Annotated in this window: 13 protein-coding genes; 8 read left to right on the top strand and 5 right to left on the bottom strand. The window is 63.0% G+C overall.

Annotation, left to right across the window (positions count from 1 at the left end; all coding sequences use genetic code 11):
* Positions 1-161: 161 nt before the first annotated feature.
* Positions 162-1,139, top strand: coding sequence for a DUF389 domain-containing protein (locus AAHK20_RS16420; protein WP_449182543.1), 978 nt, complete (start codon positions 162-164; stop codon positions 1,137-1,139).
* Here the strand turns inward: AAHK20_RS16420 and purU are convergent.
* Complete coding sequence (gene purU, locus AAHK20_RS16415; RefSeq protein ID WP_449182542.1) at positions 1,108-1,986, bottom strand: formyltetrahydrofolate deformylase; 879 nt, start codon at positions 1,984-1,986, stop codon at positions 1,108-1,110. The genes AAHK20_RS16420 and purU overlap by 32 nt on opposite strands.
* Positions 1,987-2,147: 161 nt before the next feature.
* On the bottom strand, positions 2,148-3,050 hold the full coding sequence (locus AAHK20_RS16410; protein ID WP_449182541.1) for a choline sulfate utilization transcriptional regulator: 903 nt from the start codon (positions 3,048-3,050) through the stop codon (positions 2,148-2,150).
* A 149-nt stretch (positions 3,051-3,199) separates the two neighbouring features.
* On the opposite strand from AAHK20_RS16410, the gene betC reads away from it, so the two are divergent.
* The 3 genes from betC to AAHK20_RS16395 all read left to right on the top strand — a co-directional run bounded on the left by betC (position 3,200) and on the right by AAHK20_RS16395 (position 7,172).
* Positions 3,200-4,735, top strand: coding sequence for a choline-sulfatase (betC, locus tag AAHK20_RS16405; RefSeq protein ID WP_449182540.1), 1,536 nt, complete (start codon positions 3,200-3,202; stop codon positions 4,733-4,735).
* A 67-nt stretch (positions 4,736-4,802) separates the two neighbouring features.
* Positions 4,803-5,753 carry a choline ABC transporter substrate-binding protein gene (gene choX, locus AAHK20_RS16400; RefSeq protein ID WP_449182728.1) on the top strand — a complete coding sequence of 317 codons (951 nt, stop codon included), beginning with the start codon at positions 4,803-4,805 and terminating at the stop codon, positions 5,751-5,753.
* 276 nt (positions 5,754-6,029) lie between these two features.
* Positions 6,030-7,172, top strand: coding sequence for a porin (locus AAHK20_RS16395; RefSeq protein ID WP_449182539.1), 1,143 nt, complete (start codon positions 6,030-6,032; stop codon positions 7,170-7,172).
* A 43-nt stretch (positions 7,173-7,215) separates the two neighbouring features.
* Here the strand turns inward: AAHK20_RS16395 and AAHK20_RS16390 are convergent, their stop codons facing one another.
* On the bottom strand, positions 7,216-8,169 hold the full coding sequence (locus tag AAHK20_RS16390; RefSeq protein WP_449182538.1) for a GlxA family transcriptional regulator: 954 nt from the start codon (positions 8,167-8,169) through the stop codon (positions 7,216-7,218).
* Between the two features lie 164 nt (positions 8,170-8,333).
* Between AAHK20_RS16390 and AAHK20_RS16385 the strand changes: the two genes are divergently transcribed.
* From AAHK20_RS16385 to AAHK20_RS16370, 4 genes are all read left to right on the top strand, one after another.
* Entirely contained in the window at positions 8,334-9,290 is a 957-nt protein-coding gene (locus AAHK20_RS16385; protein WP_449182537.1) for a choline ABC transporter substrate-binding protein, read from the top strand.
* Positions 9,291-9,376: 86 nt separating this feature from the next.
* On the top strand, positions 9,377-10,306 hold the full coding sequence (cdhC, locus tag AAHK20_RS16380; protein ID WP_449182536.1) for a 3-dehydrocarnitine:acetyl-CoA trimethylamine transferase CdhC: 930 nt from the start codon (positions 9,377-9,379) through the stop codon (positions 10,304-10,306).
* A 62-nt stretch (positions 10,307-10,368) separates the two neighbouring features.
* Complete coding sequence (locus tag AAHK20_RS16375; RefSeq protein ID WP_449182535.1) at positions 10,369-11,334, top strand: L-carnitine dehydrogenase; 966 nt, start codon at positions 10,369-10,371, stop codon at positions 11,332-11,334.
* A gap of 1 nt (position 11,335) precedes the next feature.
* A complete protein-coding gene (locus tag AAHK20_RS16370) occupies positions 11,336-11,851 on the top strand; it encodes a thioesterase family protein (RefSeq protein ID WP_449182534.1) in 516 nt (171 codons plus the stop codon).
* Between the two features lie 83 nt (positions 11,852-11,934).
* Here AAHK20_RS16370 and AAHK20_RS16365 read toward each other — a convergent pair whose 3' ends face one another.
* Both AAHK20_RS16365 and AAHK20_RS16360 read right to left on the bottom strand, forming a co-directional pair.
* Positions 11,935-12,219 carry a DUF3331 domain-containing protein gene (locus AAHK20_RS16365; protein WP_449182533.1) on the bottom strand — a complete coding sequence of 95 codons (285 nt, stop codon included), beginning with the start codon at positions 12,217-12,219 and terminating at the stop codon, positions 11,935-11,937.
* Positions 12,220-12,562: 343 nt separating this feature from the next.
* On the bottom strand, positions 12,563-14,047 hold the full coding sequence (locus AAHK20_RS16360; protein ID WP_449182532.1) for an MFS transporter: 1,485 nt from the start codon (positions 14,045-14,047) through the stop codon (positions 12,563-12,565).
* Positions 14,048-14,145: the final 98 nt, after the last annotated feature.

The raw sequence follows: 14,145 nt of genomic DNA, 5'->3' as shown, positions 1-14,145 counted from the left end.
GGATCAGTCTTATGTTCGGCGTTAGGCAGCGCGCACCATAATGCGCGCTTCTCCTAATTTCAGCGCTGTCCGGCTTATCCATAGACATGATCCATCTGCGGCTTGTGGTGCCACGCGAGCAAATTGAGTCCGTCACGACGGCCTTGCTGGAACGAGGGGACGTGACCAACCTGATGCATCTGCGCGGCGCCGCGCTGCGGCCGGCCGGAGATGTGATCTTGTGCGACGTTGCGCGCGAATCGACCGACGAGTTGCTCGCGGAGCTGCATGCGCTCGGCGTCGACGTGAGCGGATCGATTGCCGTCGAAACCATGGACACGCTCGTGTCCCAGCATCCCGATTCCCCGACTGGCTTCGACTATGAAGAGTGCGCGGAATCGGTCGTTTGGGAAACGGTCGAGGCGTCCGCTGAACACGAAGTGCGCGGCGGCTGGACCTTCCATGTGTTCCTGACGCTCGCCGTTGCACTCGCAGCCATTGCGGTGAAGCTCGATTCGGCGATCGTCGTGATTGCGGCGATGGTCGTCAGCCCCGATTTCAGCCCCGTTGCCGCAGCGTGCGTGGGCGCCGTGCGCAAGAAGCGCCGTCATCTGATCGGCAAGGGCTTGAAGCTGCTGATATCGGGGTTTGCGATTTCCACCGTCGCAGTCACGGTGATCGCGTTCTTTGGCGTGTCGGCAGGGTGGATCGGTCTCGGCGATTTGCTCGCCCCGCGTCCGCAGACGGACTTCATCTGGACGCCCGACCGCTGGTCGTTCGTTGTTGCGCTGCTCGCGGGCGCGGCCGGCACCTTGTCGCTCACGTCGTCGCGCTCGAACGCGCTGGTGGGGGTGTTCATCGCGGTGACAACGGTGCCGGCGGCGGGCAATCTCGCCTTCGCGACGGCGGTCGGCCTGCACAGTTGGCTTTTTAGCAGCGACGCCGCGACGACGATCGCAACCGGCGACACCGTCACGCGCGAAATTCTCGGTTCGATCGCGCAATGGAACGTGAACGTCGCCGGCATGTTCCTGTCTGGCATCGCCGCGTTGCTGATCGCGCAACTGCTCGACCGGCGCGATGCGCGGCGGCGCAAACTCGAGCGCGCCGCGCCTCCGGGCGCGCAGCCTATTGCAGCACGACAGTCCGGTCGCCGTTGATAAACACGCGCCGCTCGATAAACGCCTTGACCGCGCGTGCGAGCGTAATGCATTCGACATCGCGGCCCGCCGCAAGCAGCTGCTCGGGACGATACGAATGATCGACGCGCTCGACGACCTGCTCGATGATCGGCCCTTCGTCGAGGTCATCGGTGACGAAGTGGGCCGTCGCGCCGATCAGCTTGACCCCGCGTGCATGCGCCTGATGATAGGGCTTCGCGCCCTTGAAGCCCGGCAGGAACGAGTGATGGATGTTGATCGCGCGGCCCGCCAGCTTGCGGCTGGTTTCTTCCGACAGAATTTGCATGTAGCGCGCGAGAATCATGAGTTCGGCGCCGCTCGATTCGAACAAGTCCAGAACCTTCCCTTCTTGCTGCGCCTTCGTTTCAGCCGAGATCGGCAGATGATGAAACGGCAATCCATGCTGGGCCGCCATCGGTTCGAAGTCCGCGTGATTCGAGGCGATGCCTACGATATCCATCTTCAACTCGCCCATGCGCCAGCGGAACAGCAGGTCCGCGAGGCAATGCTCGAGTTTCGACACCATGATGAGCACCTTGGGGCGCGCGTTCACGTCGTGAATCGCCCACGTCATATCGAAGCGTGATGCGATGGGCGCGAATTCGGTTCGAAGCGACTCGATGCGCAATGGCGCCTCGCTCTCGTTCGTCGCATGAAAGACGCAGCGTACGAAGAAGCGCGAGCTGAGTTCGTCGTCGAACACGGTGAGTTCGTCGATATAGCCGTGATGGCGGTCGAGAAAGCCGACTACGGCGGCGACTTGTCCGGCGGCGCTCGGGCAGGCGAGCGTCAGGACGAATTGGCGAAGGCGATCGGATGCGAGCATGCGGGTCCCCGGAGTGTCGATGGAGCGTGCCGCGCGGTTAGGGTGAAACGTGAAGCGACTTGCGCGGCGTCCCGCTAGTAAAACAACACAAAAGGCCCACGCATAGAATCGACGCGCCGTGATGATGGAACGCTCACGTCAGAACCGGACGTGGCGCCCGGTTATTCACATGCCGCAAAGAGCCACCGCCTGAACGCCGGGACAGCCGGCGCTTCAGGCCGCGCGAGCGGACACACCAGAAAGTAGCCGCGCGCCGTCCTGACCGGCTCGTCGATGAGCCGCACGAGTTGTCCGGTTTCGATCAATTCGTCGACGAGCGGTGTCCAGCCGAGCGCTACGCCTTGATCCATCAGCGCGGCATGGACGACGAGCGCATAGCTGTTGAAGGTCATGCCGCGAATGTCGGAGGGCGCGTCGAGCCCATACGCCGCGAACCAGCCGGTCCATGCGAGCCAGCGCTCGGGTTCGGTCGGCTGGACGTGCAGCAGCGGCAGGTCGAGCAGATCCGCGGCTTGCCGCACTGCGGGATGCGCCGCGCGAAACGCCGGCGAGCAGACAGGTGTGACTTCCTCGGGGAAAAGACGCGTCGACGTGCACGGCGACCAGTTCCCATCGCCGAACGCAATGGCGATATCCGCGTGGTCGCGCTGCGGATCGAAGCCCTCCTGCGATGTGACGATTCTGACGTTGACGTCCGGCATCACGCGCTTGAGCTCGGCAAGCCGCGGCATCAGCCAGTAAGTCGCGAATCCGAAATCGGTGAGGATCGTCAGGGCGCCGGTTGCGCTGCGCGTGCGGATGTCGGCGGTGGCGGTTCGTATGACGTCAAGGCTTTGCCGAACCACCTCGTAGAGTCGCACGCCGTCGGCGGTGAGCGTCACGCCGCGATGGCCGCGCTCGAACAGCGGCGTGCCCAGATCCATTTCCAATTGCACGATGCGCTGACTGACGGCGGGCTGCGTCGAGCCGAGTTCGCGCGCCGCCGCCGTAAAGCTCGCGAGACGGGCCGCCGACTCGAATACGGCCAGCGTCTGCATCGGCGGCAGGCGATCTTGTCTTGGCATAAAACTCCCTTATGGGCCCATAAGATTTCGACGCCTTCACGGCTTGTTATTGCAGGGCGATAGTGAATCCCGGCACGACACAGCGCAAAGCCGCGCAAAGCGATTGCCCATGTGCCGCCATCCCGACGATTCTATTCCGACAGTTCGCCATGCTTAGCACAAAGCCGAATATCCTAATCCTGATGGCCGATCAGATGACGCCGTTTGCACTAAGCGCATACGGGCACCGCATCACGCGGACACCGAACCTCGACGCCCTCGCGCGCGAAGGCGTGGTGTTCGAGTCGGCTTACTGCGCAAGCCCGCTCTGCGCGCCTTCGCGATTTTCGCTGCTGGCGGGCAAGTTGCCGTCCGCGATTGGCGCTTACGATAACGCCGCCGAATTTCCCGCGCAAACACTGACGTTTTCGCACTATCTGCGCGCTGCCGGCTATCGCACGATTCTCTCGGGCAAGATGCATTTCTGCGGGCCCGATCAATTGCATGGCTTCGAAGAGCGCCTGACCACCGACATCTACCCCGCCGATTTCGGCTGGGTGCCGGACTGGGACAAGCCGGCCGAGCGTCCGAGCTGGTACCACAACATGAGTTCGGTGATCGAAGCCGGGCCCTGCGTGCGCACGAATCAGCTCGATTTCGACGACGAAGTGACGTTTTCCACCCGTCAGAAGCTTTACGACATCGTGCGCGAGCGGCAAGCGGGGCGCGATGGCCGGCCGTTCTGCATGGTGGCCTCGCTCACGCATCCGCACGACCCCTACGCGATCCCCCGCGAATACTGGGACCTGTACCGCGACGAGGACATCGACATGCCCGCGGTGTCGCTGTCGTTGAGCGATAGCGACCCGCACTCGCAGCGCCTGCGTGCTGTCTGCGAGACGGATCGCACGCCGCCTTCGGCTCAGCAGGTGCGCAACGCGCGGCGCGCGTACTACGGCGCGATTTCCTACGTCGACGCGCAATTCGGCGCGATTCTCGCGGCGCTGAAGCAGACCGGGCTCGCCGAGGACACCATCGTGATCGTCACCTCGGACCACGGCGACATGCTCGGCGAGCGCGGGCTCTGGTACAAGATGACGTTCTTCGAAGGCGGCTGCCGCGTGCCGCTGATCGTGCATGCGCCATCGAAGTTCACCGCTGGCCGCGTGAGCGCAGCGGTATCGCACCTCGATCTGTTGCCGACGCTGGTCGAACTCGCGACCGGCGAGTGTCGCGCGGACTGGCCCGACCCGCTCGACGGCCGCAGCCTCGTGCCCCATCTGCGCGGTGACGGCGGGCATGACGAGGCGATCGGCGAGTATCTGGCCGAAGGGGCGATCGCGCCGATCGTGATGATCCGGCGCGGGGCGGTCAAATACATTCACACGCCGGCCGATCCCGACCAGCTATACGACCTCGACGCCGATCCGCGCGAACTCCACAACCTCGCGAATGATCCGCGTGCGGCCGAGCGGCTCGCGGCGTTGCGCGCCGAAGTGGCGAGCCGGTGGAATCTGCCGTTGCTGCAGGCACAAGTCGTCGCGAGCCAGCGCCGCCGGCGTTTTCACTTCGAGGCCACCACGCAGGGAAAGACTCAGCCGTGGGACTGGCAGCCCTTCGCGGATGCGAGCCAGCGCTACATGCGTAACCACATCGAACTCGACACGCTCGAGGCGATGGCGCGCTTTCCCCGCGTTCAATCGTAACGACATCGAGATCGATCACCGGAGACTGGAGATGAAGATGCTTTGGACTTTCGCAGGCTGGCGGGGAATGGGCTTGCGTATCGCCGCGACGCTTTGCCTGGCAGGGGCCGCCGCCGCCGTGCTCGTGCCCGCGCACGCCGCCGAACCGCAAACGTGCACGGAAGTGAGAATGGCCGACCCAGGCTGGACCGACATCGACGCGACCAATGCGATGGCCGGTGTCGTGCTGAAGGCGCTCGGCTATCGGCAGAGCGTGGCGAACCTGTCGGTGCCGATCACGTATCAGGGCCTCAAGAAAGGGCAGATCGACGTCTTCCTCGGCAACTGGATGCCCGCGCAGGCGCCGCTCGTGAAGCCGTTTGTCGACGAGCGATCGATCGACGTCGTTCACGCGAACCTGAACGACGCGAAATTCACGCTCGCGGTGCCCGACTACGTGGCGGCCGCCGGCGTCCATTCGTTCGCGGATCTCGCGAAGTACGCCGAGCGCTTCGACGACAAGATCTACGGCATCGAACCTGGCGCGCCCGCGAATCAGAACATCAAGAAGATGCTTGCCGACAAGGCGTTCGGACTCGGCAACTGGTCGCTGGTCGAATCGAGCGAGACCGGCATGCTCACGCAGGTGCAGCGCGCGGTGAGGGACAAGAAGTGGATCGTGTTTCTGGCTTGGGAGCCGCATCTGATGAACACGAAGTTTCACCTGACTTATTTGTCGGGCGGCGACGCTTATTTCGGCCCTAACTACGGCGGTGCGACGGTCAACACGGTCACGCGGGCCGGTTTCTCGGCGCAATGCGCGAATCTCGCCAAGCTGTTTCGTCAGATGACGTTCGACGTCGATATCGAGAATCGGATCATCGCGGACGTGCTGCAGGACAAGGTGAATATCGATACCGCCGCGCAGCGTGCACTGCAAGACCATCCGGCGCTGTTGACGAACTGGCTCGCGGGCGTGACCACTGCGACGGGCGGAGATGGGCTGCAGGCGGTGAAGGCATCGCTCGGCAGTCGTTGAACGTGGCGCCCCGCAACGGGGCGTCCGGAGCCAGCGGCCCTCCGCAGCCGGCTCTCAGCATTTTCCCCAGCCGTCGCAAGCGGGCTATTAAGCGTCGCTAACGGTCGATTTCTTCGAAATATGGATTTGTACCGTGCCTCATCGCTCCGCGCTTTGCGTGCGGGGCGAGCGGCACGCGGATAGTCGCGTCGCCTCACGTCGTTACAGCAGTCAGGCCGACTTCGCGCCATCACGCGGAGTCCTTCATTTATCGATCAGGCAAGAGAGACTTCAACCATGACAACAAAGAATTCGGCGGCGCTGGGCGCGGTGGCGCTCGCGTTTGCCGGCATGCCGGCCGCGAGTCACGCGCAAAGCAGCGTGACGCTGTACGGCATTCTGGATGCAGGCATTACCTACGTCAGCAATAGCGGCGGCGCGCATGTCGTCAAATTTGACGACGGCGTGTCGTATGGAAACCGCTTTGGACTCAAGGGCGTGGAAGATCTCGGCGGCGGCCTGGCTGCCGTGTTCACGCTCGAAAGCGGATTTCATTTAGGCAACGGGAAGCTGGCGTTCGGCGGCTCGGAGTTCGGTCGCCAGGCGTATGTCGGGTTGCAGAACCAGTGGGGCACACTGTCGTTCGGCAACCAACTCGATATGACCGAAGAGATGGTGTACCTGTACAACATCTCAGCTTGGGGCAGCGGCTACGCAATCCATCAGGGCGACTTCGACCGGCTCAACGGTGATCGTCTGCCGAACTCGGTGAAGTTCCTCTCGAACGAATTTTCGGGCTTCAAGTTCGGCGCCATGTATTCGTTCGGCAACGTGGCCGGCAATTTTCACGAGAACAGCGCGTACAGCTTGGGCGCGCACTACGCGAACGGGCCGTTCTCGATCGGTGCCGCCTACACGCAGTTGAACAATCCTTTCGGCATCTACGCGTTCGACCCGTACGCGATGATCGGCGTGAGCACGTTCCTCGGCAAGCCGACCATCAGCGTCGACCCGGCGACCGGCGCGATCACGGACCTCTATTCGAGCACGCCGTTCCCGGTCGACAAGCAAGGCACCTTCGGGATCGGTACGAGCTACAAGATCGGCGCGGTTACGCTGAACGGCAACTACACATACACGACGATCAAGGCGTTGGGTGCTTCATCGCATATGCAAGTCGGCGAGGGCGGCGCGATCTGGCAGGTCACGCCCGCGTTCAGCGCGATCGGCGGCTACCAGTACACGTCGTTCGAAGGGCATCACTGGAATCAGGGCACGCTGGGGTTCCACTATTTACTGTCGAAGCGCACGGATGTGTATATCTCGGGCGACTACTTGAAAGCCTCGAATGGCGTGAATGCGGTGATCGGCTACAGCTTCACGCCATCCACGACGAGCACGCAGGCCGACGTGCGGATCGGGATGCGGCATTCGTTCTAAGGGGATCGCAGGCAATCCCCTTGCCGGCCGATTGGCATGCGCGTTACTTCACCGGCGCCATCGGCCCTCGGTCGCTACGCGGGCTCGCGCCGAATCGCGCGCGATACGTGCGCGAGAAATGCGAAGGCGACTCGAACCCGCACGCGACGCAGATCGAGGTAATCGACATGTCGGTCTGCTGCAGCAGTTCGCGCGCGCGATTGAGCCGCAGGCGCAGATAGAAGTGCGTTGGCGTGTCTTTCAGCGCCGAGCAGAACAGACGCTCGAGCTGTCGGCGCGTCACGCCGATTTCGCGCGCGAGTTCGTCGGGCGCGAGCGGCTCCTCCATGTGCTGCTCCATCGCGCCGATCACCTGAATCAGCTTCGGGTTGTGCACGCCGTAGCGCGCGGCGATCTGCATGCGCTGATGGTCGGAGCGCTGCCGGATGCGGCTCAGCACGAACTGCTCGGAGATCGATGCGGCCAGCTCCGCGCCATGACGGCGGCCGATCAGGTCGAGCATCATGTCGATCGATGCCGTGCCTCCCGCGCACGTAATGCGCTTTTCGGCGATCTCGAACAACTCCTGGCTGACCTTCAACGCCGGATAGCGCTCATTGAACGCGGACAGCGCCTCCCAATGCAGCGTCAGCGTTTGCCGTGGCTCGAAAAGACCGGCCTCCGCGAGAATGAAGCTGCCCGTATCGATGCCACCGAGCGTCGTGCTTGCGCGCGAGAGGCGCTTGAGCCAGTCGCCGAGCGCCCGCTCATAGCGCGCAAGCGGCTCGAAGCCCGCGATGACGAACACGGTATCGGCGCTTTCGAGCGCATCGAAGCGCGCTTCCGCATTGATTGAGATGCCGTTGCTCGCGACGACAGGCGCGCCATCCAACGAAAGAATGTGCCAGCGATAAAGATCGTCGTGAAAGCGATTCGCGACGCGCAGCGGCTCGATGGCCGACATGAATCCGATTGCGGAATAACCCGGCAGCAGCAGGAAGTGGATGTGTTCAGGCATCGGTCGAGTGTGATGGTTTTCCCTTGTGGTCGCAAGCGGTCAAGAATGGGTCGCTGACAGTCGCTTTGGCGGAAATTCGGGCCGGTACTTTTATGCCAACGATGTCCGGGTGGCCGCGCCTGCGAGCGGGCCGATCAAAGCCGAAAATTCCGCAAGAGGTCGTCATGAAACTCCATCGCATTAAAGCCTTGTTGGCCTGTGCCGCGACAGCATCCGCGCTCGCGCATACGCCGCCCGCATCAGCGCAAGACCCGCAAACGTGTCGCACGGTGCGCTTTGCCGACATCGGCTGGACCGACATCACGTCGACCACCGCGCTCGCCTCGACCGTCTTCGAAGCGCTCGGTTATCAGCCGGTGACGAGCAACGTATCGGTGCCGATCTCGTTCGCGGGCCTGAAAACGAAGCAACTGGATGTGTCGCTCGGCTATTGGTGGCCAGTGCAGGAGAAGGCGATCACGCCATTCGTGGAAGCCAAGACGATCGACGTCCTGCAGCCGCCGAACTTGAGCGGCGCGAAAGCGACCTTCGCGGTGCCGGCCTACGCCTACGACGCGGGCCTCAAGACCTTCGCCGACATAGCGAAACACCGCGCGGAGCTGGACGGCAAGATCTACGGCATCGAGCCGGGCAGCAGCGCGAACGCGGCGATCCTGAAGATGATCGCGACGAACCAGTTTGGGCTCGGCGGCTTCAAGCTCGTCGAGTCGAGCGAGGCGGGGATGCTGGTGACGGTCAATCGTGCGGCGCGCGAGAAGAAGTGGGTGGTCTTCTTCGGCTGGGAACCGCATCCGATGAACATCCAGATCGACATGAAGTACTTGAGCGGCAGCGACGGCGTGTTCGGCCCGAACGACGGCGAAGCTCGCGTCTACACGCTGACGTCGCCCGATTACCTGACGCGCTGCCCCAACGCGGGCAAGCTCGTGAGCAACCTGCGCTTCACGACGCAGCTCGAAAACGTGGTGATGCAATCGGTGATGAACAAAGCGCGGCCCGCCGATGCGGCGAAGGACTACCTGAAGAAGAACCCGCAGGTGCTCGACGCGTGGCTCGCGGGCGTGAAGACCTTCGACGGCAAGGACGGGTTGCCCGCAGTGAAGGCGCATCTCGGGCTTTAAGCGCTTGTTTATCCGCGAACGGGCGGCGGCCAGTCGGCTTCGCCGCTGCATGACACGACAGTCAACCCCTGCAAGGACCATCGAGAATGAACCACGAAGTCATCGTGACCTGCGCGGTCACGGGCGCCGGCGACACCGTCGGCAAGCATCCGGCGATCCCCGTCACGCCGAAGCAAATCGCCGAGGCCGCGATCGAAGCGGCGAAGGCGGGCGCAACCGTCGCTCATTGCCATGTGCGCGATCCGAAAACGGGGCGCGGCAGCCGCGATCCGAATCTCTACCGTGAAGTGTTCGACCGCATTCGCTCGGCCGATGTCGACGTCATCATCAATTTGACCGCCGGCATGGGCGGCGATCTGGAGATCGGGCCCGGCGAAGATCCGATGCGCTTCGGCGCGAACACGGATCTGGTCGGCGGCTTGACGAGGCTCGCGCACGTCGAGGAACTGCTGCCGGAGATCTGCACGCTCGACTGCGGCACGCTCAATTTCGGCGACGGCGACTACATCTACGTATCGACACCGGCGCAATTGCGCGCGGGCGCGAAACGCATTCAAGAGCTTGGCGTCAAGCCGGAGCTGGAAATTTTCGATACCGGACATCTGTGGTTCGCGAAGCAGTTGCTCAAAGAAGGCCTGCTCGACGCGCCGCCGCTTTTTCAACTGTGTCTCGGCATTCCGTGGGGCGCGCCCGCGGATACGGCGACGATGAAGGCGATGGTGGACAACCTGCCGCCCGGCGCGCAGTGGGCGGGCTTCGGCATCGGCCGGATGCAGATGCCGATGGTCGCGCAGGCGATGCTGCTCGGCGGGCACGTGCGCGTGGGCCTCGAAGACAACCTCTGGCTCGATAAAGGTGTGCACGCAACCAATGGTTCGCTGGTGGCGCGCGCAATCGAAATCATCGAGCGGCTCGGCGGCCGCGCGCTGACGCCCGCCGAAGGGCGCCGCAAGCTCGGCTTGCCGGCGCGCGGCGAACGACCGCTCGAACGCCGTGCGCTCGCGGATATCGCTTAGGGATGTCGCTTAGCCGCCTCCATCACGATCAATCGAATCATCGAACCGAGGAGTTTCAACCAATGGCAGTCATCGTCGATATCAAGACCTTTGCGGCAATCGGCGCCGGCGTGATCGGCAGCGGCTGGGTTGCGCGCGCGCTCGCGAACGGGCTCGATGTGCTCGCGTGGGACCCGGCGCCCGGCGCTGAAAAGCAGTTGCGCGACAACGTCGCGAATGCGTGGCCGGCGCTCGAGCGCGTGGGGTTGAAGGCGGGCGCGTCGCCGGCGCGACTGCGCTTCGTGTCGACCATCGAAGCCTGCGTGGAAACCGCCGACTTCATTCAAGAGAGCGCGCCCGAGCGCGAAGAATTGAAGCTCACATTGCATGAGCGGATCAGCCTCGCCGCGAAGCCTGATGCGATCATCGGCTCGTCGACATCGGGGCTCCTGCCTACCGACTTCTACGCGCGTGCCGTGAACCCGGAGCGCTGCGTCGTCGGACACCCGTTCAATCCGGTGTATCTGCTGCCGCTCGTCGAAGTGCTTGGCGGCGAGCGTACCGCGAGCGAAACTGTCGATGCTGCGATGCATGTCTACGCCTCTCTCGGCATGCGTCCGCTGCGGGTGCGCAAGGAAGTGCCCGGCTTTATCGCGGATCGTCTGCTCGAAGCGCTGTGGCGCGAGGCATTGCATCTCGTCAATGAAGGCGTGGCGACGACCGGCGAGATCGACGACGCCATCCGCTTCGGCGCCGGCATCCGCTGGTCGTTCATGGGCACGTTCCTTACGTACACGCTGGCGGGCGGTGACGCCGGAATGCGCCATTTCATGCAGCAGTTCGGGCCTGCACTCGAATTGCCGTGGACGAAGCTCGTGGCACCGAAGCTGACTGACGAGCTGATCGATCGCGTGGTCGCGGGCACGGCCGAGCAGGTGGGGCCGCGCAGCATCAAGGCGCTCGAGCGTTATCGCGACGAGTGCATCACCAACGTGCTCGCCGCGATCGGCGAGACGAAAGCGCGGCATGGGATGCGCTTCGAGGATTGAGATGACGGAATTGACACGAACCACGCCTTTGCGGATCTACCGCGATTGCGTTCGCGGGGAATGGGTCGACTACAACGGCCATCTGCGCGACGCGTTCTATATGCTGATTTTCAGCTTCGCGACGGATGCGCTGCTCGACCACATCGGTCTCGACGACGCCACGCGTAAGGCGCGCAGACGCTCCGTGTACACGCTCGAAGCGCACATCAACTACCTTCACGAAATCAAGGAGGGGACGCAGGTTCGTGTCGATGCGCGTTTCATTGCGCACGATGCCAAGCGTCTGCATCTGTATCTGGAGATGTTTGCCGCGGATGCTGGCGTACCGGGGGGCGGCGCACCGGTGGCGGCGAGCGAGCAGATGCTGCTGCATGTCGATACGAACGGGCCTAAATCGATCGCGTTCGATCCTGACGTCAAAGCGCGTATCGAAGCGATTGCCGCCGCGCATGCCGCGCTTCCGGCGGCGCGTTACAGTGGCCGCGCGATCGGATTACCCGGTAAATCGAAACAATGAGTCAGTGGTCAGGGGTAAGGGCATTGCGTCGATTGATTGACGCAAACGCGCCGACGCAAATGAGTCGACGCAATGCCTCGCCATCATTCGTCGGCCGATTGGCCGAAGACTTCAACCGAAATCATGGCTTTTGCATTCGACGGCGCGGGCCGTTCAGCCGGCCTGAATACCGCGTCGCCGCGATGGATCGCGCGCCGCGACAGCACGCAGGTTCCCGAGGAGCTGGCCGAGCGGCGGCGCCACCGCTGCTCGCCGTAATGGCATCGGCCAGGTTCGACCCATCGGACGATCAAGGTGGTATCGGAGCGCTCGAGAATTTCAACTTGAACGCGGGTCACGTCTGGGGCCGGAGACTGTTTTGTCGTCATTTGCTTCTTCCTTTAAGCAAGCCCTGTAAATGTATTCGCGCGCCGGAAGAATAACCATTCATAAGCCGGTAGAAACACTATTCTGTAAACGGCAACAATCAAATCTTATTATTGAGAAACTCCGGCTGACGCGGCTGAGAGAGTGCCGTTCGAGATAATAGGGTGTTTTTGCAACAGAGCGTTGACTAAATACGAGTCAGACAGATCATTCTTCTGCGGAAATGATCAGCGTTAATATTGAGAAAACGCCAATAAAAAACGCGGCGCGCAAAGCGTGCCGCGTTGGGGTCGGAAACGGAATCGGTTGGGTCGACGCGCTGATGTATAGCGGCGTCGGCGGCGCTTAGCGCGAAAGCTGTTCGAGCTGCAGACCGCTCGTGCGCGGACCAAAGCCGCCGATCGTCGCGACGACGATCGCCATCGAGCCCGCGATCAGCACGAATACGCCGGGCACGCCGAAATCGCGCATGAAGAACGCGATCATGAAACCGGACAGCATCGCGCTCACCCGGCTCACCGAATACACCAAGCCGATTGCGCGCGCCCTCACGCGCGTGGGGAACAGCTCAGCCTGATACGTGCGATATGAAAACGTCATGCAGTTGCTGAGCAGCGTGAGCAATACGCCAAGACAAACCAATATCGTGGTTTCGCGCTGCTGAGAAAACAAAATGCCGACCACGGCAATCGATGCAGCGGAAGCGGACACGAGCCATTTGCGCTCGATGCGATCGGCAAACAACATCGAGATCAACGGGCCAATCGGATTGGCAATCGCGATGACGAACGAATACATGAGGCTGTGCGTGACCGTGATGCCTTTGGCGACGAGCAGCGTCGGCACCCAGCTCGCGAAGCCGTAATACCCGATCGACTGGAAGAAGTTGAACACCATGAGCATGATCGTGCGAGACCGGTACGGCGGCTTCCAGATTTCGCCGAAGCCGGCTTTGACGGCAGGCGCGGCGCTCGCGATGGGCGCAGGCGCGGGCAGTGCTGCGCCAAGCGAACGTTCCACTTTTTGCTCGAGCTTTGTCACGATCGCGTCCGCTTCGGCGAGCCGGCCTCGTTGCACGAGCCAGCGCGGGCTTTCCGGGAGGCCGAGCCGGATGAACCAGACCACGGCCGCGCCCATGCAGCCGGCCAAGACGACCCAGCGCCAGCCGTCGAGCCCTAGCGGCGCGACCGGCACGAGCTTCCAGGCGAGAAACGCCAGACATGGCACCGACGTGTACTGCACGGCCTGCATGAACGCATACGCGCGTCCGCGCACGCTGGCCGGCACGAGTTCGGAGACGTAGGAATCGATCGTCACGAGCTCGGCGCCCACGCCGATTCCCGCCATCACGCGCCAGAACACGACGGCATAGGCGTTCGTCTGAAACGCCATGACGGCCGCGGCGACCGTGTACCAGAGCAAGGCAAACACGAAGACCTTGCGACGGCCGTACGTGTCGGCGGCGAACGCGACGCCGAACGTGCCGATGAAGAGCCCGAGAAAGAGCGCGCCGACGAAAGCGCCCAAGCCCGTCAAGTCGAAGAACGACTCGGTGGTCTGCGTGAAGATGCCGGCTTTCACGAGCCCCGGGCTCACGTACGCGGTGAGGAACATGTCGTAGATCTCGAACCAGGCGCCGAGCGCGAGCAGCAGCACCATGGCCCATACGGGGCGGCTCGCAGGTATCCGGTCGAGACGCGCGCTGATACTTGCCGCGCTCAGCGCGTCTGCGCGCCGGCCGTCGACGACGGCCTCGATGGGAAGGGCGTGCGGCGGTTTCGAGTGTGCCGCGGAGGATCGCAGGGCTCCGAGGCCGACGGGCTCATTCATTGGGATGTCTCCTGAGGTAATTCTGTTGGACAGAACGATGGTGCGTTATATAGAATGGTAGAGTGACTCGTCGGGATGAGTAAACGTAGTGGATTTCC

This window comes from Trinickia camelliae (assembly GCF_053525655.1).
Note: the sequence above shows the minus strand (reverse complement) of the source record. Positions and strands in the feature narration are given on the sequence as shown.

Bases quoted from the DNA above. Each gene is read 5' to 3' on its own strand.
- AAHK20_RS16360 (WP_449182532.1), bottom strand. From the start codon at position 14,047: ATGAATGAGCCCGTCGGCCTCGGAGCCCTGCGATCCTCCGCGGCACAC.
- AAHK20_RS16410 (WP_449182541.1), bottom strand. From the start codon at position 3,050: ATGCCAAGACAAGATCGCCTGCCGCCGATGCAGACGCTGGCCGTATTC.
- purU (WP_449182542.1), bottom strand. From the start codon at position 1,986: ATGCTCGCATCCGATCGCCTTCGCCAATTCGTCCTGACGCTCGCCTGC.
- AAHK20_RS16390 (WP_449182538.1), bottom strand. From the start codon at position 8,169: ATGCCTGAACACATCCACTTCCTGCTGCTGCCGGGTTATTCCGCAATC.
- AAHK20_RS16385 (WP_449182537.1), top strand. From the start codon at position 8,334: ATGAAACTCCATCGCATTAAAGCCTTGTTGGCCTGTGCCGCGACAGCA.
- AAHK20_RS16365 (WP_449182533.1), bottom strand. From the start codon at position 12,219: ATGACGACAAAACAGTCTCCGGCCCCAGACGTGACCCGCGTTCAAGTT.
- choX (WP_449182728.1), top strand. From the start codon at position 4,803: ATGGGCTTGCGTATCGCCGCGACGCTTTGCCTGGCAGGGGCCGCCGCC.
- AAHK20_RS16375 (WP_449182535.1), top strand. From the start codon at position 10,369: ATGGCAGTCATCGTCGATATCAAGACCTTTGCGGCAATCGGCGCCGGC.
- betC (WP_449182540.1), top strand. From the start codon at position 3,200: ATGCTTAGCACAAAGCCGAATATCCTAATCCTGATGGCCGATCAGATG.
- cdhC (WP_449182536.1), top strand. From the start codon at position 9,377: ATGAACCACGAAGTCATCGTGACCTGCGCGGTCACGGGCGCCGGCGAC.
- AAHK20_RS16370 (WP_449182534.1), top strand. From the start codon at position 11,336: ATGACGGAATTGACACGAACCACGCCTTTGCGGATCTACCGCGATTGC.
- AAHK20_RS16395 (WP_449182539.1), top strand. From the start codon at position 6,030: ATGACAACAAAGAATTCGGCGGCGCTGGGCGCGGTGGCGCTCGCGTTT.